The sequence below is a fragment of the Stenotrophomonas sp. CFBP 13724 genome (assembly GCF_014841975.1).
Classification (GTDB): Bacteria; Pseudomonadota; Gammaproteobacteria; order Xanthomonadales; family Xanthomonadaceae; genus Stenotrophomonas; species Stenotrophomonas lacuserhaii.
Genome location: NZ_JACYUW010000001.1, coordinates 2,102,117 through 2,124,338, shown reverse-complemented (window position 1 = coordinate 2,124,338; position 22,222 = coordinate 2,102,117). Strand labels below are relative to the sequence as shown.

Genomic DNA, 22,222 nt, shown 5'->3' with positions numbered 1-22,222 from the left:
TGAAATAAGGGCCGCCATTCATTTACGCCGGGCCATGACCCGTTCTGCACGCCCGCACCGGCTACCATGGAGGGCGATGAACACCAAAAAACCAAGCAAGGGCGGGAAGAGCTCCCGCACATCGCCGCCCCAGGGCGCCCCCGCCGGATCGCCGAAGGGCGCGAAGAAGAAGAGTCTTCCGCCGTGGATGCCGGAAACCCTGACCGGTGGAAGCGCCGGTGCGGCTGCCGCGCCGCGTGGCGCAGGCCGCCGCGGCCCGCCCCCGTCCGGCCCGCGCGGTCGCCGTCCGTTGCCGCCGCTGGGCGCCCCGGTGGATGATCCGCACGCCGCCCGCGAAGCGGAGAAATACGAGCAGCCCATCGCCAGCCGCGAGGCCATCCTGGCCTTGCTGGAACGCTGCGAAGGGCCGCAGACCGCCGAGGAAGTCGGTGCCCGCCTGGGCCTGACCGCACCGGATCGCGCCGAAGCGCTGTCGCGCCGGCTGGGTGCCATGGTCCGAGACGGCCAGCTGGTGCAGAACCGCCGCGGTGGTTTCGCCCCGATCCAGGCGCTGAACCTGGTGACCGGCGTGGTGATCGCCAATCCGGAAGGCTTCGGCTTCCTGCGCCCGGTGGAAGGCGGCGACGACCTGTTCCTGCCACCTTATGAAATGCGCAAGGTCATGCACGGTGACAAGGTGCTGGCCAACGTGACCGGCATCGACCACCGCGGTCGCCGCGAGGGCAGCATCGCCCGCGTGCTCGAGCGCGGCATGACCCGCCTGATCGGTCGCTTCAGCGTGGAGATGGGCATCAATTACGTGGTGCCCGATGACAAGCGCATCCAGCGCAATGTGCAGGTACCGCCGGACCACACCGGTGGCGCGCGCGATGGACAGCTGGTGGTGTGCGAACTGACCCAGGCCCCGGACAGCCGCCGTCCGCCGATCGGCCGCATCATCGCCGTGCTCGGCGACAAGCTGACCGCTTCGCTGGTGGTGGAAACGGCCATCCACGGGCACGAACTGCCGTTCGAATTCCCGCAGGAAGTGCTCGATGAAGCCGCCTCGGTTCCGCTGGTGGTCGAACCGGCGATGATCGGCAACCGCGTGGACCTGCGCAGCACCCCGCTGGTCACCATCGATGGCGAGGATGCCAAGGACTTCGACGACGCGGTCTATTGCGAACCCAATGCCAACGGCTTCCGGCTGGTGGTGGCCATCGCCGATGTCTCCAACTACGTGCGTCCCGGCACGCCGCTGGATGACGAAGCGCAGAAGCGCGCCACCTCGGTGTATTTCCCGGGCTTCGTGGTGCCGATGCTGCCGGAGACGCTGTCCAACGGCATCTGCTCGCTGATGCCCAAGGTCGACCGCATGTGCTTTGTCTGCGACATGCAGGTGGATCGCGATGGCCAGGTCAGCAGCTCGAAATTCTACGAAGCGGTGATGAACTCGCACGCGCGCCTGACCTACACCCAGGTGTGGCAGGCGGTGGGCGAGGACGACGCCGGCGCCAAGGCGGTGATCGGTCCGCTGATGCCGCAGGTGGAGCGCCTGTACCAGCTGTACCACGTGCTGGCCAAGGCTCGCAGCAAGCGCGGCGCGATCGAGTTCGAATCCAGCGAAGTCCGCTTCGTGCTGGACAACACCGGTGAGGTTACCCAGGCCGGCATGCTGGTGCGCAACGATGCGCACAAGCTGATCGAAGAATGCATGATCGCCGCCAACGTGGAGGCCGCGCGCTACCTGCTCGGCCACGGCGTGCCGGCACCGTATCGCGTGCATGAAAAGCCGCCGGAGACCAAGTTCGCCGACCTGCTGGAGTTCCTAAAGGAGTTCAAGCTGAGCCTGCCGCCGTGGTCGAAGGTGGTGCCGGGCGACTACACCAAGCTGCTGAAGAAGATCCGTGATCGCCCCGATGCCGCCCTGCTGGAATCGGTGCTGCTGCGCAGCCAGAGCCTGGCCGTGTACAGCCCGGACAACAACGGTCACTTCGGCCTGGCGCTGGAGGCGTACGCACACTTCACCTCGCCGATCCGTCGTTATCCCGACCTGCTGGTGCACCGTGCGATCAAGCACGCGCTGACCGGTGCACGGGTGGACAAGTACACCTACACCGCGCGCGAAATGGCGGCACTGGCGCTGCAGTGTTCCGAGCGCGAGCGCCGTGCCGACGAAGCCGAGCGCGAAGTGGACGAGCGTTACCGCGCCGCATGGATGGAAAAGCACGTCGGCGGCCAGTTCGAAGGCGTGATCAGCGGCGTCACCAGCTTCGGTCTGTTCGTGGAGCTGACCGATTCCAAGGTGCAGGGCCTGGTGCACGTCACCCAGTTGCCGCACGACTATTACAAGTTCGATGCGGTGCGTAAGACCCTGGGCGGTGAGCGTCGTGGCACCAGCTACCGGTTGGGCGACAGCGTGCGCGTGCTGGTGCTGAAGGCCAGCATGGAAGAACGCAAGATCGACTTCCGCCTGGTCGAGCACAAGGGCGAGGAAGAAGAAGCACCGCGCGCGGCACCACTGCCCGAGCACGGCAAGCCGGCCAAGCGCACCAAGAAGAAGTACTGAGAAGACGCGGGTAGCGCCGGGTCCTGCCCGGCGTCAGCTGCAAAGGGAGGCGAACACCATGCAGGGCCAACCCGAACACAGCGGCGGCTGCCAGTGCGGCGCCGTCCGCTTCGAGGTCCGAGGTGAGCTGAAGGACAGCTCGATATGCCACTGCCGGATGTGCCAGAAAGCCTTCGGTGCTTATTACGCGCCGTTGGTTTCAGTGCGCGGCGCGCAGTTCAGCTGGACCCGTGGCCAGCCCAGCCATTACCAGTCGTCCAACCTGGTGCGGCGCGGCTTCTGCAACCAGTGTGGCACCCCGCTCACCTACGAAGCGCCGGACGGAATGGCCATCGCCGCCGGGGCCTTCGATCAGCCTGCGCGGCTGCCGCCGGTGCGCCAGTACGGCATGGAAGCGCAGCTGCCGTTCATTGATGCGCTGGGCGCATTGCCGTCCTCACGTACCGAGCAGGACGTGGAGGCGCTGGAATTCCTCGCCCGGCTGGTCTCCCACCAGCATCCGGACCACGACACCCCGCACTGGCCCCCGCAGAGTCGCTGAGGCGCCTGCGCCGGCGCGGCCGATGCTCTACCATACCCACCCCCCTTACCGGTCACGCCGAGCATGAGCAGCAAGAGCAGCCAGTGGATTGTCGGCGTCAACGCCGTCGCTTCCTCCATCGAAAACGATGCCGAGAACGTCCGCGAGGTGCTGGTCGAAGCTGGCGCGAAGAACCCGCGGCTGGTCGAGATCGAGGAAAATGCCCGCCGCAAGGGCATCGACGTGCGCAAGGTGAACAGCCAGGCGCTGGACGGTGTCGGCGGATCGGTGCGCCACCAAGGCGTTGCCGCGCGTTATGCCGCTGCGCGCACCTACAACGAAAACGAGCTGGAAGCGCTGGTGGAGGCTGCCGAGGGCAGGGCGCTGCTGCTGGTGCTGGATGAGGTGCAGGATCCGCACAACCTCGGTGCCTGCCTGCGCAGTGCGGCCGCTGCCGGTGCCACGGCGGTGATCATCCCGAAGGACAAGTCGGCGACGGTGAACGCCACCGTGCGCAAGACCTCGGCCGGCGCCGCCGACCGTATCCCGGTGGTCGCGGTGACCAACCTGTCGCGCTGCCTGAAGGACCTGCAGAAGCAGGGGGTGTGGATCTACGGCCTGGCCGGTGAAGCGACCGCCTCGCTGTACGACCTGGACCTGAAGGGCAACATCGCACTGGTGCTGGGCGGCGAGGCGGACGGCCTGCGCCGGCTGACCCGCGAAAACTGCGATGGGCTGGTCAAGATCCCGATGCCCGGCGAGATAGAAAGCCTGAACGTGTCCGTTGCCACCGGCGTGAGCCTGTTCGAAGTGGTGCGCCAGCGCGGCTGAGCCGCCGTACCCGGTAGCGCCTAGCCATGCTCGGCGGCGCAGCGGTAACGCAGCAACAGCGTGACGACCAACGGTCGTCACCCACCACGGCGGAAAGCGTGACGGCCAGCGGCCGTCACTACCGGCGTCAGGAGGACGGCCAGCGGCCGTCACTACCCGGCTGCGCTGCCTCCCAGCGCTTTGAACAATGTGACGTCATTGGCCAGCTGGCTCTGCCGCACGCGCGCCAGTGACAGCTCGGCCTGGCGCCGGGTCTGCTGCGCCAGCAGCCAATCGCGCAGGTCGGTGGCACCCACGCGGTAACGCACTTCTTCGGCCCGCTCCACCGCCACCGCCTCGTTGAACGAGGCCTGCGATGCGGCCACCTGGACGGCCAGCTGATCACGCGCGGACAGCGCGTTGTCCACTTCGGACAGCGCGGTATACAACGTCTTGCGGAACGCGGTGGCGGCGATCTGGTAGTCCGTACCGGCCACATCCGTGTCCAGCTGCGCACGCTGCAGGTTGAGGAAGGGCAGGGCCAAGCCTGCGCCCAGCGTGGCCACCGGATTGCGCAGCACATCGCCCAGGGTCGGACCGCTGGTGCCAATGCCGCCGTTCAAGCTCAGGCTCGGGTAGTAGCTTGTGGCAGTCACGTGGATCTGCTTGAGGCTGTTGCGCAGGCGCAGTTCGGCCGCGCGCAGGTCCGGCCGGCGCGCCAGCAGCTCGGCTGGCAGGCCGGCCTGCAGCGACGGGCTGCTGGCGCCGGCCAGGTTCTGCGGCTCCGCCGCCTGCGGCCACGGCTGTCCATCCAGCAGCACGGTCAGCGCGTTGCGTGCCTCCACCCGCTGCTGTTCCAGCGCGGATTGCGCCGCACGTTGGGCCTCAAGGCTTTGCCGGGCCTGGCGCACTTCCATGCCCGATGCCGCGCCGGCATCCAGCCGCGCCTGTACCAGTTCCAGGGTGCGCTGCAGGCGCGTGAGGTCCTCCGCGCCCGCAGCGATGGACTGGTTGAGATAGGCCAGGTTCCAGTAGTAGTTGACCGCATCGCCGATGGCGATCAGCGAGGTGTTCTGCCGGTCTTCCTCGCTGGCCTGCGCCGACCACACCGCGATGTCACGCTGGGTGCGCAGTCTGCCCCACAGATCCACTTCCCACTGCAGGGAAACGCCGGTGCTGTAATCGCCCGTACGCTGCCAGTCCGCACTGCGGTCGATCGGCCGCGCCGTGCTGGTGCCGATGCCGGACAGGGACGGATCCGGCCACAGCGCATTGCGCGCCAGCCCCGCCTGCAGGCGGGCCCGTTGCACGTTCAGCCCGGCCACGGCGAGGTCGTTGTTGGCGTCCAGTACGCGGCTTACCAGGCGGTCCAGCCCGGCATCACCGAAGCCGGTCCACCAGGCATCGGCGCGTACATCGGGGCGGGGCTGGTCCAGTCCGCTCCGCGGTGCTGTATCGGCAATGCCAAGGCTGGTGCTGTGGCTGCCATAGCGGGCGGGAACCGCGGCGTCCTGCACCGGGTAACGGCCCGCCGTGGCGCAGCCGGCCAGCGCGGCGAGCAGGGAACCGGCCAGCAGCAGGCGCGAAGGCATCGAGTAGGAACGGGTCATGGGGATCCTCATTCGCGGGCCAGCGCGTCGACCGGATCCAGCTGCGCGGCACTGCGCGCGGGCAGGAAGCCGAAGGCCACGCCGATCAGGGTGGAACAGGCAAAGGCAGCAATGATGGACCCGGTGGAGAACACCATCTGGAAATCGTTGGAGAACCGGCCGAACGCCCAGCCCAGCGCCAGCGCGAGGCTGACGCCGATAAGCCCGCCCAGCAGGCAGACCAGCACTGCTTCGATCAGGAACTGCTGGCGGATGTCACTCTGGCGCGCCCCCACGGCCATTCGCACGCCGATCTCGCGGGTGCGCTCGGTCACCGACACCAGCATGATGTTCATCACCCCGATGCCGCCGACCAGCAGCGCAATGGCGGCAATCGCACCGATCAGCAGGGTCATCGTGCGCGTGGTCTGCTCGATGGTCTCGCGGATTTCCGCACTGTTGCTCAGGAAGAAGTCCTCGGTGCCGTGGCGCATCGTCAGCACGTTGGTGATCGCTGCCTGGGCGGCGTCCATCGGCGTATCGTCCTTCACCCGCACGGTGATGCTTGACACATGGTTCTGGCCCAGCATGCGCGACATCGCCGTGGTGTGCGGCACCCAGACACTCAGGCTGGTGCTGCCGCCAAAGCCGAAACTCTGCCGTTTTGCCACCCCGACCACGCGCGCCGGTACGTTGCCGAGCAGGATCACCTGGCCGATCGGGTCGCTGTCCGGGAAGAACTGGGTCCTGGTGTTTTCGTCGATCACCGCGACCTGCGCCAGTGACTTCACCGCGTCGGTATCGAAGAAGCTGCCACTGACCAGGCTCACCCCTTTCACCCGGAAGAACTGTTCACCAACGCCGTTTACCGACGCGGTGGCAGACAGGTTGCGGTAGCGTGCGGTCACCGAGGTGGAGACGCTCGGCGTGGCACTGTCCACGTAGCTCTGCCCCGCCAGCGCATCGGCGTCGCTGGCCTTGAGCGTCTGCACCCGTGCCGAACGCATGTCACCGAAACCACGTCCCGGATAGACATCGATGGTGTTGGTGCCGAGCGAACTGATGTTCTGCAGGATCTGCTGTTGCGAGCCATTGCCCAGGGCCACCACCGACACCACCGAGGCGATGCCGATGATGATGCCGAGCATGGTCAGGAAGGTGCGCAGGCGGTGCGCGTTCATCGCCAGCAGGGCCATGCGGAAGGCTTCGGTGAAGCGGTCGCGGGCCGCGCGCCAGCTGTTGCCCTTGCCGGCATCGATGCTCGGTGCGCGCTGCGCACGGTAGGCGGGCGCCTTCTCGTTGACGCGGTCGGCGATGATCTCGCCATCGCGGATTTCGATGATGCGCTGGGCGTGCTCGGCCACGCTCATGTCGTGGGTCACGATGATGATGGTGTGGCCCTCGGCATGCAGCTCGCCCAGGATGCCCATCACCTCTTCGCCGGAACGCGTATCCAGCGCGCCGGTGGGTTCGTCGGCCAGGATCACCTCGCCGCCGTTCATCAGCGCACGCGCGATCGACACGCGTTGCTGCTGGCCGCCGGACAGCTGTCCCGGCTTGTGCTGCATGCGATCACCCAGCCCCAGGCGTTGCAGCAGCTGCACCGCACGCGCGCTGCGCTGCTCGCTCGGGTTGCCGGCATAGATCGCCGGCACTTCCACGTTGCCACGCGCATCCAGGTCGCCGAGCAGGTGGTAGCGCTGGAAGATGAAGCCGAAATGTTCGCGGCGCAGTTCCGCCAGTTCATCCGGGTCCATGCGGCCGGTCTCGCGGCCGGCCACCTGGTAGCTGCCGCGGGTAGGACGGTCCAGGCAGCCCAGGATGTTCATCAGCGTCGACTTGCCGGAGCCGGATTGGCCGACGATGGCGACCATCTCACCGGCATGGATATCCAGGTTGACGTCGCGCAGCACGGCGATGGTGTCCTCGCCGGCCGGAAATTCGCGGCGCAGGTCGCGCAGCCGCAACAGCACGTTGGAAGCGCCCGGGGTGCTCATCGGCGCGGTCCGCCGCCGCCCATGCCCGGCCCCATCCGCATGCCGGGGGCACGGTTGGACGAGGCCGAGGCGCTGGCCGAGCCGCCTTCGCCGACCACCACGCGCTCGCCTTCGGCCAGGCCGGACAGGATCTCGGCATTGGCACCGTTGTTGATACCGACCTTGACCCGGCGCGGCTGCGGCTGGCCGTCTTCGCCGACCACGCGCACCACCTGCTGGCCATCACGGGTCTTCTGCCCCAGCGCTACCGAAGGCACGGTCAGCGCGCCCTTGGCCTGCTTCAGCAGTACCGACACCTGCGCGGTCATGTCGATGCGCAGGGTGCCATCGGGGTTTTCCACGTCGAACAGTGCGTTGTAGTAGACCGCCGTGCTGGAACTCGAACTGGATGAACTGCTGGAGCTGGACGAGCTCTCATTGGCGATCGATGCCGGCGCCGGATTCACCTGGCGCAGCGTGGCGTGGTACCTGCGGTCCGGTTCGCCCAGCGTGGTGAAGTACACCGGCATGCCGGGCTTGATCTTGACCACGTCGGCTTCGGATATCTCGGCATTGACCGTCACCAGGTCGAGCCGCGCCAGCATCACGATGGTCGGTGCGGTCTGGTTGGCATTCACGGTGCGGCCTTCTTCGGTCACCACCGCCACCACCGTCCCGTCCATCGGCGCGGTGATGCGGGTGTAGGCCAGGTCGGCACGCGCGGTGGCGACTTCGGTTTCGCTGCCCTTGATCTGCGCCTGGTTGGCCTGGATCTGCGCGCGGGCAGTCTTCAGCGCGGCTTCGGCGGCGTCGTATTCCTGCCGCGAGGTGGCTTCAGCGGCGAGCATCTGCTGCTGGCGGGCGAAGTCCAGTTCGGCCTGGCGCAGGCTGGCCTGCTGCACCGCCAACTGCGCGCGCTGCTGCTGCAGGGTGGCTTCGGCCTTGAGCACGGTGTTCTGCTGGGTGGTGGCGTCGATCTCGGCGATCAGCTCGCCTTCCTTCACCGTATCGCCGAGCTGGACCTTGAGCGAGCGCACCTGGCCGGAGGCCTGCGCACCCACGCTGACCAGCCGGTAGGCGTCGATGACCCCGGTGGCATCCACCGTCTGCTCCACATCGGCGCGGGTCACCGGAGACGTGGCCAGCGGCGGTGCAGCGGGCTTGCGCAGCAGCCACCACGCGATGGTCGCGAGCAGCACGATGAGCAGCAGTGACAGCAACAGGCGACCGCGGCGGGTCTTGGGCAGCAGGCGGAAGATCACGGTGGGATGTACTCGGCAGGCCGTCCAGCGGCATCGCGTTCATTGTGCGAACCGTTTGCCTGCCGGCTCAATCCTCGGTGTGTGTCTGTGTGTAACATGGCGGCATCAAGCGTGTTTCAACGTGTATCGGGTAGGCCACTGGATACACTGCAACGCATGGGCCCGCGTGCGGTTCAGCTGCCGACAGGGGATGATGCCGCCATGGAGACCACCCACCCGATGCACCGCCTGCTCATCGTCGATGACGACAACGACATCCGCAGCCTGCTCGCCGAGCAGCTCGGTCGCGCCGGCTACCAGGTCAGTACCGCCGCCGATGGCGCAGGCATGCGCCAGGTACTGGAGCGTGAGCACGTCGACCTGATCGTGCTGGACCTGAACCTTCCACGCGAAGATGGCCTGACCCTGTGCCGGGACCTGCGCGCACGCTCGGCCACACCGGTGATCATGCTTACCGCACGCGCCGAACCCATCGATCGCGTACTGGGGCTGGAAATGGGAGCCGACGATTACCTGGCCAAGCCGTTCGAACCGCGCGAGCTGCTGGCGCGCATCCGCAACGTGCTGCGTAGGACCGAAGCATTGCCGGCCAACCTGGAGCCGCTGGCGATCCGCCGTGCGCGCTTCTCGCGCTGGATCTTCGACCTCGAACACCGCCACCTGGTTGATCCCGATGGTCGCGTGGTGGTGCTGTCCGGTGCTGAGTTCCGCCTGCTGCGGGTGTTCGTCGGGCATGCCAACAAGGTGCTGTCGCGCGAACAGCTGGTCGCCCTCAGTACCGGGCGCAACTACGAATCGCAGGACCGCGCCATCGACCTGCAGGTCAGTCGCCTGCGCAACAAGCTGGCCGATGACGGTGGCCCTGATGGCCTGATCAAGACCGTGCGCAACGAAGGCTATGTGCTGGCCACGGCGGTGACGCTGGAATGAGCCGGCTGCGCCGCTTCCTGTCTTCGATGGTGGGTCGGCTGTTCGTGATCCTGCTGCTGGGCATGGGCGTGGCTGCGATCGGCGCGACCTTGCTGGCCGGCGCCAAACGCCAGCAGGAGTTCGAACGGCAGAACCTGACCCGCATCGCCGACCGCCTGCAGGGCTACGTGAACCTGCTGGACGGCAATCCGGAACTGCGCGAGCGACTGCTGGCGGCGGGCGGGCCCAGCGTGCGCGTGCTGCTGCCCGGTGCCCGCCAAGGCAGGGCGGACAGCGCGTTGATGGACGTGCTGGCGGCGCGCCCCGGTCCGGTGTCCAGTGCGTCGGTGCATTTCACGTCCTTCCGGGCCTGCCTGCCACGCATGGAAGACCTGCTGCCGCCGCCGGACAAGGACAAGCACCGCAACCGGCCGCCGCGCGAGCGCGATCCGGCCTTCATCCCACCGCGTTGCCGCGCGGTGCAGTTGACCCTGTCCGACGGCACCACGCTGGCGCTGGCGCTGGAATCGCCTGCGGTGGCGAACAACGGCGCGCTGGCGGTGGATCCGCTGTTCCTCAGCTTGCTGGTGCTGGCCATCGCCGTGCTGGCCTATGCCGTCGCGCGGATGGCCAGTGCGCCGCTGCAGCGGTTGGCCGGCGCCGCGCAGGAGCTGGGACAGGACCTGCACCGCGAGCCGATGCCGGTCACCGGCCCGCTGGAAGTCCAGCGCGCCGCCGAGGCCTTCAATGCCATGCAGCAGCAACTGCAGCGGCACCTGGCCGAGCGCACCCACATGCTGGCGGCGATCACCCATGACCTGCAGACGCCGGTCACGCGCCTGCGCCTGCGGCTTGAGAACGTGGAAGACGAAGCCCTGCGCGAGCGCCTGGTCGCTGACCTGGCGGCCATGCAGGCGCTGATCCGCGAGGGGCTGGAGCTGGCGCGCAGCGCCGAAAGCGCGGAACAGCGGGCGCCGCTGGACCTGGATTCGCTGCTGGAAAGCCTGGTGGAAGATGCCGTGGAAGCCGGCGCCGACGCCCGCTTCGATGGCGGCTGCGGCGCGGTGCTGATGCTGCGGCCGCTGGCCATGCGCCGCCTTTTCAGCAACCTGCTGGACAACGCGCTGATGTACGGGCAGTCGGCCAGTGTGCGGGCCGAACGGGATGGCAAGGGCGTGCGGGTGCGCATCAGCGATCAGGGGCCCGGGCTGGCCGAAGACGAGCTGCGCAGCGTGTTCGATCCCTTCGTGCGGCTGGAAACCTCGCGTTCGCGGGAAACCGGCGGGGCCGGACTGGGCCTGACCATCGCCCGCGCCCTGGCCGGTAAGGACGGCGCCCGGGTGAGCCTGGAGAACCGCCCAGGCGGCGGTCTGGACGCCGTCGTTTACTGGCCCGCGCCGGTGATGGCCGCCTCGCGCGGCGGGGCTTGACACAGGCGGGCGCGGATTTGCCTATGATGCGCATCTCTTCCCAGCGTCAACCCGATGAACCAGATCGATCCCGCCCCTGCCCGCAAGGGCGCATGGCGCACTTGCGTGCGCGTGCGTCGGTGCCATCGTATTCCGGGAGCTGACGCGCTGCGATGAGGCACCGGGGGATTCAAGCCATCGCGCGGCGGCGCGATGGAGGCGCGGCCGGCTTCCGGCGCCTGGCGCTGTGCGTGCTGCTGGGGCTGCTGATGCTGGTGGGCTGGCGGCCGGCGTCCGCGCACGGCGGTGGCGCGCCGCCGCTGCGCGACTACGCCATCGATGTATGGACCTCGCGCAATGGCCTGCCGCACAACTCGCTGCGCGACATCGCCCAGACCCCCGAAGGCCACCTGTGGTTTGCCACCTGGGAAGGCCTGGTGCGTTACAACGGGCTGGATTTCACCGTCTTCGACCGCAGCACGCGCCCCGGCCTGCGCGACAACGGCGTGGGCTCGCTGCTGGTGGACCGGCAGGGCGGGCTGTGGATCAGCGATTCGCGCGGCAACATCACCCGGCGTTCCACCGATGGCCAGTGGGACGTGTGGCAGCGCCAGCAACACACCCCACAAGTGCTGATCCAGGCGATGCAGATGGACAGCCATGGCCGCCTCTGGCTGTTGTTCGAAGGCAAGGGGATCGGCTACCTGGGGCCGGACGGGAAGATGGTCTACGAGGCGCCACCGAAGGATCTGCCGTTCGCGCTCAACTTCACCAAGCTGGTGGTCGATGCGCAGGACCGGGTCTGGATCGGGACCCTGGACGGCCTGTTGCTGCGCGATACCGATGGCACGCTCAAGCGCGCGCCGGCGGCCTGGGGCGTGGGTAGCGGTCTGGTTTGGCCCTACCGCGCCCCCGATGGGGTGCTGTGGATCGTCGGCGGGGAGAGCCTGTACCGGTTGCAGGACGACACGCCGCAGTTGGTGCATCGCCTGCCCGGACAGATCCACCTGACCGCCATGCTGCAGGATCGCCACGGCGACCTGTGGCTGGGTACGGAGAACCAGGGCCTGCTGCGTATCTCACAGCACGGACTGGAACGCCTGCCGGCGGGCCTGAACCTGCCCGGCGGGCGGGTGGTGAGCCTGCGCGAGGATGCCGAAGGCAGCATCTGGGTCGGCGCCAATGGCGGGCTGTACCGTCTGCGCGAAACCCTGTTCGCCAGCTACACCGAGCGTGACGGCCTGAGCGGTGACTACGTGCGCACGGTGCTGGAAGATGCGCAGCGCACGCTGTGGGTCGGCAGCGCCAGTGGCTTGGACCGGCGCGACGCGGACGGTCGTTTCGCACCGGTCATCCTGCATAACCGGGGCGGCAAGCCCCCATCGGTGCTGAGCCTGGCGCAGGGCCGGGACCGCGATGTATGGGTGGGGACCTTCGGTGACGGGGTGATGCGGCTGGACGAAAACGGGCATCCCGAACGCACCTATGACAGCGTCGACGGGGTGCCTATCGGCAACATCCGCGCGATCAGCATCGATGCGCAGGGCGTGGTGTGGGCCGGTACCCAGAGGGGCGTGGCGCGCATCGATGAAAAGGGGGCCAGCCTGCCGCGCATGGAAGGCATGCCGACCGCATTGATCACCGCGCTGGCCCACGATACCGCCGGCAACCTGTGGATCGGCACCATCGAAGGCATCCGCGTGCTGCGCGGCGACACCGTGCAGTACATCGACCTGGCCGGACTGGGCGGGGGGCGCAGTGTGTTCGGGTTCCAGCAGATCGGCGATGCGATGTGGATCAGCAGCGACCGCGGACTCTATCGCTACCAGCAGGGCGTGCTTTCGCGCGTGGGGCTGGAGCAGGGCATGCCGGTGGACACGGTGTTCCAGCTGGTGCCGGACAAAGTGGGCAACGTCTGGATCAGCAGCAACCGCGGCGTGCTGCGTACCGACATGGGCATGCTCAACGAAGTGGCCGACGGTCGCGCCGCGCGCCTGGACGTGGAGCGTTACAACGAAATCGACGGGATGGCGAACTCGCAGGCCAACGGCAGTTCCGGGCCGGCGGCGCTGTTGCGCCAGGACGGCACCTACTGGGTGGTGACCGCCGGTGGCCTGAGCATGGTTGATCCGCTGCGGCTGCAGCGCTTCCGCGAGCGGCTGGCGCCGCCAGCGGCGATCGAGAACGTGCAGGTGGACGGCGTGCCGATCCATTGGGAAGGCAGCGAGCTCAATCGCATCGAAGGCGGGCGACGGCTGGCGGTGAGCTTTGTCGGGTTGAGCTACCTGATGTCCGAACGGATCCGCTACCGCACCCGGCTGGACGGACTGGACAGTGGCTGGGTGGAGCGCGGGCAGCAACGCAGCGTGGAGTTCATCGGCCTGCCGCCAGGCGATTACACCCTGCATGTATCGGCGGCGCATCCAGGCGGCGCCTGGAGTGACAGTGAAGCGGTGTGGTCGTTCACCATCGAGCCATTCTGGTGGCAGCGGCACAGCGTGCAGGCGGTGGCGGCGCTGCTGCTGCTGGCTGCCCTGATCGCCCTGTACCGTTTCCTGATCAACCGCTACAAGACCTCCAATATCCGCCTGGCGCGCATGGTGGACGAGGCCACGCGCGACCTGCAGGCGCAGACCGTCCACCTGCAGGCGTTGAATTCAGAGAAAAGCGACCTGGTGGACCGGCTGGCACTGCAGTCCGAGGCGTTCGAACGCCAGGCTCGCGAAGATGCACTGACCGGCCTGCCGAACCGCCGCGCCTTCGACGAAACGATGGCGCGCGACTTCGCCCGTTCGCAGCGCAGTGGGCATCCGCTGTGCCTGGTGGTGCTCGACGTGGATCACTTCAAGAACGTCAACGACCGCCATTCGCACAGCGTGGGCGACGCGGTGCTGGTCGAGGTGGCGCAGGTGCTGGCCTCCGCCTGCCGCGATTCGGACCTGCCTGCGCGCACCGGCGGCGAAGAGTTCGCCCTGCTGCTCAACGACACCCGGCTGGAGGAAGCGGCGCAGGTCTGCGCGCGCCTGCACGGGCTGTTCCACGACCATCCGGACTGGGCCGGGATCCCGGACCTGCGGGTGACCTTCAGCGCCGGCCTGGTGGAGCTGGACCCGGCCGACCGCACGCCCAAGCTGCTGTACCAGCGCGCCGACCGCGCGCTGTACCGCGCAAAGAGCGACGGCCGCGATCGCACGAGCATCGGCTGACACGTTCGGGTCAGCCGATGCTCGTCCATGCATTCCACCTTATCCCCGCGCCGACAGGCGCGGGGATAGGAAGCAGACAAGGTGGGGTCCATTGCCTGCGACGCAGGCGATGGGGCGTAAGCGCGCTCGCGCTTAAGCACCGCCTGCCAATGCCTGACCGCGCTCAGCGCGGCCAGGCATTGGCGATCGTGCAGAACAGCTTTGCCGTCTGCTCGGTGTCATACACCGCGCTGTGCGCCTCTTCGGCATCCCAGCCCAGCCCGGCGGCAGTGGCGGCGCGGGCCAGTACGGTCTGGCCGTAGGCGATGCCGGCCATGGTCACCGTGTCGAACACGCTGAAGGGATGGAACGGGTTGCGTTTGTGGCCCACGCGCTCGACCGCGGCGTTGACGAAGCCCAGGTCGAAATGCGCGTTATGGCCGACCAGGATCGCACGCTGGCAACCGTACTTCTTCATCGCCGCACGCACCGGGGTGAAGATGTGGTCCAGCGCGTGCTTCTCTTCCTTGGCCAGCCGGAACGGGTGGTCCAGGATGATGCCGGTGATCTCCAGCGACTTCGGATCGATCTCCAGGCCTTCGGCCGGCACCACGTGCGCGCTGGCCGTCTGGCCCGGGTACAGCAGGCCGTTGTCGTCCATTTCGATGGGAACCGCCGCGATTTCCAGCAGGGCATTGCGTCGGCAGTCGAAGCCGCCGGTTTCCACGTCCACCACCACCGGCAGGAAGCCGCGGAAGCGCTGCGACATCGCACGGTGCGTGGCAGGAGGCGGGGCAGGGGCGTCGACGGGCGAGGGCAGCGGGGTGTCAGTCATACCCGAATTCTAACAGAGGCCGCCGGTCGGCCCCTCCAGCGGCCATGAACGAGGAAAGCCGAGCAGGGCCCGGCTTCCGGGCACTGCCGCGCCGGGGATCACTCCGCGGCGCTGGAGGTCTCGTCGCGCTTCTCGCGCGGCGGCAGCGGCTGTTCGCCATGCACCAGGAACCAGACGTTCTCGGCGATGTTGGTGGCGTGGTCGCCAACCCGTTCCAGGTTCTTGGCCATGAACAGCAGGTGGGTGCAGGGGGTGATGTTGCGCGGGTCTTCCATCATGTAGGTCAGCAGCTCGCGGAACAGCGCGGTGTACTGCGCATCCAGGCGGGCGTCGTCCTCGCGCAGCGCCAGCGCCGCTTCCACGTCGTTGTCCCGGTAGGCCTCGATGGCCCGGCGCACCTGCACCGCGGCCAGCCGGCCGAGTGCCCGCAGGCCCTGGATCTGCGGCAGCGGCGGCACCTTGCCCAGCGCGATGGAGCGCTTGGCCACGTTGGCGGCATAGTCGCCGATGCGTTCGATGTCGGCCGGGATGCGCAGGCCGGCGAGGATCTCGCGCAGGTCGCGTGCCATCGGCCCACGCAGCGACAGGCGCATGACGTCGTGGCTGATCTGCTGTTCCAGCGCGTCGATGGCTTCGTCATTGGCGATGATGCGGCGGGCGGCATTCTCGTCGCGCTTCTCGATCACGTCCATCGACGCTTCGAGCTGCGCCACGGCCATCTCGCCCATGCGCACGATTTCGGCGACCAGGCGCTGCTGCTCTTCGTCGTAACTCTTGACGATGTGGTCGTTGGGAAGGTTCATGTCTATGCTCTCGAAAAAGGGCGTGCGGCGGATCAGCCGAAGCGGCCGGTGATGTAGTCTTCGGTCTGCTGCTTGCTGGGCTGCGAGAAGATCACTTCGGTCCGGTCGTGCTCGATCAGGTCGCCCAGGTACATGAAGGCGGTGTAGTCGGAAACACGCGCGGCCTGCTGCATGTTGTGGGTCACGATGACGATGGTGTAATCGTGCTTGAGCTCCTCCACCAGCTGCTCGATGCGGCTGGTGGAGATCGGATCCAGCGCGGAGGTCGGTTCGTCCAGCAGCAGCACGTCCGGGCGCAGGGCGACGGCGCGTGCGATGCACAGGCGCTGCTGCTGGCCACCGGACAGGCCCAGCGCGCTCTGGCCCAGCTTGTCCTTCACTTCGTCCCATAGCGCGCCCTGGCGCAGCGCATGTTCGACGCGGTCGTTCATGTCCGCCTTGGACAGTTTTTCGTGATGGCGGATGCCGTACGCCACGTTCTCGAAAATGGTCATCGGGAACGGCACCGGCTTCTGGAACACCATGCCGACCTTGCTGCGCAGGCGGTTCATCGGGTACTTCGGCGAGAGGATGTTCTCGCCGTCCAGCAGCACCTCACCACGCGCTTCCAGCTTCGGGTACAGCGCGTAGATGCGGTTGAAGATGCGCAGCAGGGTCGACTTGCCGCAGCCGGAAGGGCCGATCAGCGCAGTGACGCGCTTCTCCGGCACTTCGATGTCGATGCTCTTCAGGGCATGGAACTTGTCGTAGTAGAAGTCCAGTCCACGCGCGGCCAGCTTGACCGGCGCCGGAGTGGCAAGCGATTCATGCGAGGCCGGGACCACGATGCGCTGCATCGGCACGGCGTTGGAAAGATCGTTCATGGCAGTGTCCGCGGAAAGGTCAGTCATGGGAGATACGGTTGCGCAGCAGGATGCCGCGTGCGCTCAGGCTGATAAGGAGCACGAAGACGGTCAGCACCAGCGCGCCGGCCCAGGCCAGCACCTGCCAGGATTCGTACGGGCTGCCGGCGAACTGGTTCATCACCACCGGCACCGAGGCCATCGGCTGGAACACGTTGCTGCTCCAGTACTGGTTGCCGAAGGCGGTGAACAGCAGGGGAGCGGTCTCGCCGGAAATGCGCGCCAGCGCCAGCAGGATGCCGGTGACGATGCCGGCCGAGGCGCTGCGGTACAGCACCTGCACGGTGACCTTCCATTGCGGGATGCCCAGCGACAGCGCCGCTTCGCGCATCTGCGAAGGCACCAGGCGCAGCATCTCATCGGTGGTGCGTACCACCACCGGCAGCACGATGAAGGCCAGGGCCAGCGCACCGGCGAAGGCGGAGAAGCTGCCGCCGGTCTGCATCACGAACAGCGTGTAGACGAACAGGCCCAGCACGATCGACGGGGCCGACAGCAGGATGTCGTTGACGAAGCGGACCACGGTGCCGGCCTTGCGGAAGTTGCCGTACTCGGCCAGCCAGGTGCCGGCCAGTACGCCCAGCGGAGTACCGATGCCGATCGCCATGGCGCACATCACCGCGCTGCCGTAGAAGGCATTGGCCAGGCCGCCTTCCTGCATCGGCGGCGGGGTCATCTGGGTGAACAGCGCCCAGTTGATGCCTGGCAACCCCTTGGAAAACAGCGTCCACAGGATCCAGCCGAGGAAGAACAGGCCGAACAGCGCGGTGACGACGGACAGCAGGATCGCCACGACGTTGCCGATGCGGCGGCGAAGGTACAGCGATTCAGTGGCAGTGGACATCAGTTGCCCTCCTTGCGGGACAGGCGCATCAGCATCAGGCGGGCGATGGCGAGCACCACGAAGGTGACGATGAACAGCACGAAGCCGAGCAGCAGCAGGGCCGAACGGTAGGTCTCGGTGGCTTCGCCGAAATCATTGGCGATCAGCGCGGCGATGGTGGTGCCCGGCTCCAGCAGCGAAGGCGACAGGCGCACGCTGTTGCCGATCACGAAGGCCACCGCCATGGTCTCGCCCAGGGCGCGCCCCAGGCCGAGGAAGATGCCGCCGATCACCGCCGAGCGGGTGTAGGGCAGCACGATGTCCCAGCTGACTTCCCACTTGGTCGAACCCAGCGCATAGGCCGATTCCTTCAGGCGGGTCGGCACGGTCAGGAACACTTCGCGCATCACCGAAGAGATGAACGGGATGACCATGATGGCCAGCACGAAGCCGGCGGTGAGCATGCCGATGCCCAGCGGCGGACCCTGGAACATCGGGCCGATGATCGGCCATTCGCCCAGGGTTTCATTGAGGAAGGGCGTCACGTACTCGGTCATCACAGGCACCAGCACGAACAGGCCCCACATGCCGTAGATGATCGAAGGAATGCCGGCCAGCAGTTCGATGGCGGTACCGACCGGGCCGCGCATCCAGCGCGGGGCGACTTCGGTCAGGAAGAAGGCGATGCCGAAGCTCACCGGTACGGCGATGACCATCGCGATCAGCGCGGTGACCAGGGTGCCGTAGATCGGTGCCAGCGCACCGAATTTGTTCTCCACCGGATTCCATTCGGAGGAGTAGAAGAAGCTCAGGCCCTGCGCTTCCAGGGCGTGGCGTCCGCCCCACAGCATGGACAGCGCGGCGCAGGCCAGCGCGGCCAGGACGAAGATGACGGTGCCGACCAGCACCCATCGGAACAGGCGGTCATTGCGGGCGTCACGCGCATCACGCGTGGAAGGTACGGCGGCAGGCTGTGCGATGGCATTCATGGGATAGGCGACGCGGCCAGTTGGGGGCGGGGTGACGCGGTACTCGAAAGGACGGTGCCCGCGCGGGGCGGGCACCGTGCCGGCATCACTTCAGTTCAGTGCCCCAGTAGGCTTCGATCTGGGTGACCAGCTCGGCCGGCAGCGGCACGTAGTGCAGCTCGTTGGCCTGCGCCTGGCCGTTTTCGAAGGCCCACTTGAAGAACGCCAGTGCATCCTGGTTGCGCTTGGCATCCTTGGGCTGCTTCTGCATCAGCATGAAGTTGGTGGCGGTGATCGGCCAGGCCTGCTCACCCGGTGCATTGGTGATGACCAGGTTGAAGTCCTTGGCGCTGGCCCAGTCGGCGCTGGCGGCAGCGGCGGCGAAGGTTTCAGCGCTCGGCTGCACCCAGGTGCCGGCCGCGTTCTGCATCGAGGTGTACGGCATGCTGTTCTGCAGGGCGTAGGCCAATTCGACATAGCCGATCGAGCCCTTGATCTGCTTCACGTACGAAGCCACGCCTTCATTGCCCTTGCCACCCACGCCGTCCGGCCACTGCACCGAAGTGCCTTCGCCGACCTTGCCCTTCCAGTCCGCGCTGACCTTGGACAGGTAGTTGGTGAAGTTGAAGGTGGTGCCCGAACCATCGGAGCGATGCACCAGGGTGATCTTGCCTTCCGGCAGGGTCACGCCCGGGTTGGCGGCCACGATGGCCGGGTCGTTCCAGGTCTTGATCTTGCCCAGGAAAATGTCGGCCAGCAGGGCGCCGCTCAGGCGCAGCTTGCCCGGCTCCAGGCCTTCGATGTTGACCACCGGCACCACACCGCCGATCGCCGAGGGGAACTGCGCCAGGCCGGACTGGGCCAGCTCTTCGCTGCTGAGCGGCTTGTCCGACGAACCGAAATCAACGGTGCCGGCCTTGATCTGGGCGATGCCGCCGCCGGAGCCGATCGACTGGTAGTTGATCTTGGCGCCGCTGGCCGCGTTGTAATCGGCCGACCACTTGGACACCAGCGGGAAGATGAAGGAAGCGCCGGCGCCGGAGACTTCGGCGCTGACCTTGTCACCGGCGGCCGGGGCCGCGGCAGTGGAACCGTCGGCCGGCTGCTGGGCGGTCGGCGCTTCGTTGCCGCCGCAGGCCGACAGGCCGAGGGCAATGGCCAGGGAAAGGGTGGCCAGGCCGGCTTTCTGCAGTTTCATGCGTCACTCCATAGCGGTAGGTTGCCGGTCTGTCCGGCGGTTGCGGCTATGAAATGATGTTTTTGTTACAGCCTGATGACGCAGGTGACAGCAGCCCCCCACACCCCCATCTGACGGGCCTTTCACGACTCCGCACCCGTCGCCCAAGCCCCCGCGCGGACCATAAGTGCGCGGCTTCTGCTCTTCGCTCCAACCCCCCACCGCATGCACGCGAGCAAGACCGGGCGCAAAAAAAAACGCGCAACCCTGGAAAGGTCACGCGCCCCGGAAGGGGCCGGCGGAGGGAGAGAGTCCCCGCCGGCCCCATGTCGTGATGGATCAGTACTTCAGGTTCTGCGTCCAGTACGTTTCGATCTGCTGCACCAGGCTGTCCGGCAGCGGCACGTAGTCCAGCTGCTTGGCCTGGTTGTCGCCGCTCTTGTAGATCCAGCGGAAGAAGTCCTGGGTCGCCTTCGCATTGGCCACGTTGCGCGGCTGCTTGCGCACCAGGATGAAGTTGGTGGCGGTGATCGGCCAGGCCTGGGCACCCGGTGCGTTGGTCATCACCAGGTAGAAGTCCTTGGCGTTGGCCCAGTCGGCGCTGGCGGCAGCGGCGGCGAAGGTGGTGTCCGAGGGCTGCACGACATTGCCGGCGGCGTTCTTCATCGAAGCGTAGGACATGCGGTTCTGCAGCGCGTAGGACAGTTCGACGTAGCCGATGCCGCCCTTGATCTGCTTCACGTAGGCGGCGACGCCTTCGTTGCCCTTGCCGCCGATGCCGGCCGGCCACTGGACCGAGGTGCCTTCACCGACCTTGGTCTTCCACTCCGGGCTGACCTTGGACAGGTAGTTGACGAAGTTGAAGGTGGTGCCCGAACCGTCCGAACGGTGGACGATGGTGACCTTCGCCGCCGGCAGGGTCAGGCCCGGGTTCAGCGCGGCGATGGCCGGGTCGTTCCAGGTCTTGATCTTGCCCAGGAAGATGTTGGCCAGGGTGGCGCCATCCAGCTTCAGTGCGCCCGGGGCGATGCCGGCCACGTTGATCACCGGCACCACGCCGCCGATCACCGACGGGAACTGGGCCAGGCCTGCAGCAGCCAGTTCTTCCGGCTTCAGCGGGGCATCGGAGGAACCGAAGTCGACCGTGGCGGCCTTGATCTGCGCGATGCCACCGCCGGAACCGATGGACTGGTAATTGACCTTCTTGCCGGTAGCGACGGTGTAATCGGCCGACCACTTGGACATCACGGGGAAGATGAAGGACGCGCCGGCGCCGGTCACATCAGCGGCGTTGGCGGCGAAGACGGACGACGCGGCCAGAATGGCGGCGGCGGCGCGCGACTTGAAGGCGTGGATCACGGGGATGGCTCCTGGGTGGTGGACGGGTGAGTACCCGTCGTGTCGCTGCACATTCCATAACGATTGCGTGACACCAGCGCGACTGTCACATGACGCATCCATGACAGCGCCTGGATGACCGATTCCAGACAGTTGCCCGGGCAGTGCGGGCGGTATACCTGCAGTGGCGCCCATCCGGCGCATGACACCAGGAACGCGATGGCCACCCCACGCACTGACCTGCGCGGCGCTGCTGCCGCGCTTGCCGTGGTAGTGATATGGGCGGCGAGCTTTTCCTTCGCGCGGCAGGCCATCGAGCATCTTGGGCCCTGGATGTTCCGTTTCTACAGCGTTTCGCTCGGTCTGTTGCCCCTGCTGGGCGGTATCGCCGGCACCCTTGCGGCGCTGCGGCGGCTTGACCGGCGATCACGGTGGCAGATCCTCGTTGCGGTGACGGTGAACGGCAGCCTTGTGGCGACGATGAACATCGTGGCGTTGTCCTGGTTCCCTGCGTCCACGGTGCTTGCCTTGATCTACACCATGCCGGCGTTCACCAGCCTGATCGACGCTGCACACTCCCGCCGCTGGACGCTGCTGGGTGCCGCAGCGCCTGCAGCCGCGTTGGCCGGCGTGCTGCTCTTCGCAGGACGCAGTGCAACGCCACTGGGCACAGGCGGCCTGCTGGTGGTGGCCAACGCGCTGGCGTGGGCATTGGGCACGTGGTTGGCAGGCCAGCCGACCCAGCGCCTGCCGGCGCGGTCGATGGTGACCCTGCAGATGCTGTTGGCACTGCTGACCTCCCTGCCGATGGTGGGCTGGGTACTGCTGCAGCCGGGCGCACTTGCCCAGCCCAGCGCGGCCGACCTGCTGGGAATCGGCTGGGCGGGCCTGCTCAATGGCAGCGTGGTGTTCGGTCTGTGGTACTACGCGATCAACCTGCTCGGTGCAGTCCGCGCCTCATGGTTCACCTTGCTGGTGCCTGTGCTGGGCAGTGCGGTGGCAGTGCTGTTCTTCGCTGAAACCCTGGCGACGTGGCAGCGGATCGGGATCGGGCTGGTCAGCGTGGGGATCGCGCTGCATTCCCTGTCCCGGCGTCGCCAGCAGGTCCTGCGCGGGCTCTGAAGGCAGCGTCCTGCAACAACGCAGAAGGGCACGGCGCAATGCCGTG

General features: G+C 67.2%; 17 protein-coding genes. 7 read left to right on the top strand and 10 right to left on the bottom strand.

Annotated elements, in window-relative coordinates; translation table 11 throughout:
* Positions 1–34 precede the first annotated feature (34 nt).
* The 3 genes from rnr (at position 35) to rlmB (ending at position 3,899) form a co-directional block, all read left to right on the top strand.
* Entirely contained in the window at positions 35–2,548 is a 2,514-nt protein-coding gene (gene rnr / locus IFT63_RS09465) for a ribonuclease R (RefSeq protein WP_342450476.1), read from the top strand.
* Positions 2,549–2,606: 58 nt separating this feature from the next.
* A complete protein-coding gene (locus IFT63_RS09460) occupies positions 2,607–3,089 on the top strand; it encodes a GFA family protein (RefSeq protein ID WP_042615354.1) in 483 nt (160 codons plus the stop codon).
* Positions 3,090–3,152: 63 nt separating this feature from the next.
* Entirely contained in the window at positions 3,153–3,899 is a 747-nt protein-coding gene (gene rlmB / locus IFT63_RS09455; RefSeq protein WP_042615355.1) for a 23S rRNA (guanosine(2251)-2'-O)-methyltransferase RlmB, read from the top strand.
* A gap of 152 nt (positions 3,900–4,051) precedes the next feature.
* On the opposite strand, the gene IFT63_RS09450 is transcribed toward rlmB, so the two are convergent.
* From IFT63_RS09450 to IFT63_RS09440, 3 genes are read right to left on the bottom strand one after another with little or no spacing between them, the layout of a single operon-like run.
* Positions 4,052–5,488, bottom strand: a complete 1,437-nt coding sequence (locus tag IFT63_RS09450; RefSeq protein WP_192083933.1) for an efflux transporter outer membrane subunit — start codon at positions 5,486–5,488, stop codon at positions 4,052–4,054.
* A gap of 8 nt (positions 5,489–5,496) precedes the next feature.
* Positions 5,497–7,464 (bottom strand): MacB family efflux pump subunit, encoded by a 1,968-nt coding sequence (locus IFT63_RS09445; protein ID WP_192083932.1) that lies wholly within the window; start codon positions 7,462–7,464, stop codon positions 5,497–5,499.
* The gene (locus IFT63_RS09440; protein WP_192083931.1) at positions 7,461–8,705 is read right to left on the bottom strand and encodes an efflux RND transporter periplasmic adaptor subunit; all 1,245 of its coding nucleotides are present in this window, start codon (positions 8,703–8,705) and stop codon (positions 7,461–7,463) included. Before IFT63_RS09440 ends, IFT63_RS09445 begins: the two co-directional genes overlap by 4 nt.
* A 201-nt stretch (positions 8,706–8,906) precedes the next feature.
* Between IFT63_RS09440 and IFT63_RS09435 the strand changes: the two genes are divergently transcribed.
* The 3 genes from IFT63_RS09435 to IFT63_RS09425 all read left to right on the top strand — a co-directional run bounded on the left by IFT63_RS09435 (position 8,907) and on the right by IFT63_RS09425 (position 14,229).
* Positions 8,907–9,635, top strand: coding sequence for a response regulator (locus IFT63_RS09435; protein ID WP_192083930.1), 729 nt, complete (start codon positions 8,907–8,909; stop codon positions 9,633–9,635).
* Positions 9,632–11,044, top strand: a complete 1,413-nt coding sequence (locus tag IFT63_RS09430; RefSeq protein ID WP_192083929.1) for an ATP-binding protein — start codon at positions 9,632–9,634, stop codon at positions 11,042–11,044. Before IFT63_RS09435 ends, IFT63_RS09430 begins: the two co-directional genes overlap by 4 nt.
* A 248-nt stretch (positions 11,045–11,292) precedes the next feature.
* Complete coding sequence (locus IFT63_RS09425) at positions 11,293–14,229, top strand: ligand-binding sensor domain-containing diguanylate cyclase (RefSeq protein WP_249404441.1); 2,937 nt, start codon at positions 11,293–11,295, stop codon at positions 14,227–14,229.
* Positions 14,230–14,392: 163 nt separating this feature from the next.
* On the opposite strand, the gene rnt is transcribed toward IFT63_RS09425, so the two are convergent.
* From rnt to pstS (IFT63_RS09390), 7 genes are all read right to left on the bottom strand, one after another.
* The gene (gene rnt / locus IFT63_RS09420) at positions 14,393–14,977 is read right to left on the bottom strand and encodes a ribonuclease T (RefSeq protein ID WP_042614351.1); all 585 of its coding nucleotides are present in this window, start codon (positions 14,975–14,977) and stop codon (positions 14,393–14,395) included.
* Positions 14,978–15,141: 164 nt separating this feature from the next.
* Positions 15,142–15,846 carry a phosphate signaling complex protein PhoU gene (gene phoU, locus IFT63_RS09415; RefSeq protein WP_042614352.1) on the bottom strand — a complete coding sequence of 235 codons (705 nt, stop codon included), beginning with the start codon at positions 15,844–15,846 and terminating at the stop codon, positions 15,142–15,144.
* Between the two features lie 32 nt (positions 15,847–15,878).
* Positions 15,879–16,709, bottom strand: a complete 831-nt coding sequence (gene pstB, locus IFT63_RS09410) for a phosphate ABC transporter ATP-binding protein PstB (protein WP_042614353.1) — start codon at positions 16,707–16,709, stop codon at positions 15,879–15,881.
* Between the two features lie 19 nt (positions 16,710–16,728).
* Positions 16,729–17,592, bottom strand: a complete 864-nt coding sequence (pstA, locus tag IFT63_RS09405; RefSeq protein ID WP_042614354.1) for a phosphate ABC transporter permease PstA — start codon at positions 17,590–17,592, stop codon at positions 16,729–16,731.
* Positions 17,592–18,560 carry a phosphate ABC transporter permease subunit PstC gene (gene pstC / locus IFT63_RS09400; RefSeq protein ID WP_042614355.1) on the bottom strand — a complete coding sequence of 323 codons (969 nt, stop codon included), beginning with the start codon at positions 18,558–18,560 and terminating at the stop codon, positions 17,592–17,594. The genes pstA and pstC overlap by 1 nt, the downstream gene beginning before the upstream one ends.
* Positions 18,561–18,645: 85 nt before the next feature.
* Entirely contained in the window at positions 18,646–19,737 is a 1,092-nt protein-coding gene (pstS, locus tag IFT63_RS09395) for a phosphate ABC transporter substrate-binding protein PstS (RefSeq protein ID WP_042614356.1), read from the bottom strand.
* 318 nt (positions 19,738–20,055) lie between these two features.
* Positions 20,056–21,075, bottom strand: a complete 1,020-nt coding sequence (pstS, locus tag IFT63_RS09390; protein WP_192083927.1) for a phosphate ABC transporter substrate-binding protein PstS — start codon at positions 21,073–21,075, stop codon at positions 20,056–20,058.
* Positions 21,076–21,189: 114 nt separating this feature from the next.
* On the opposite strand from pstS (IFT63_RS09390), the gene IFT63_RS09385 reads away from it, so the two are divergent.
* Positions 21,190–22,176 (top strand): DMT family transporter, encoded by a 987-nt coding sequence (locus tag IFT63_RS09385; protein ID WP_192083926.1) that lies wholly within the window; start codon positions 21,190–21,192, stop codon positions 22,174–22,176.
* The last annotated feature ends 46 nt before the right edge of the window (positions 22,177–22,222 follow it).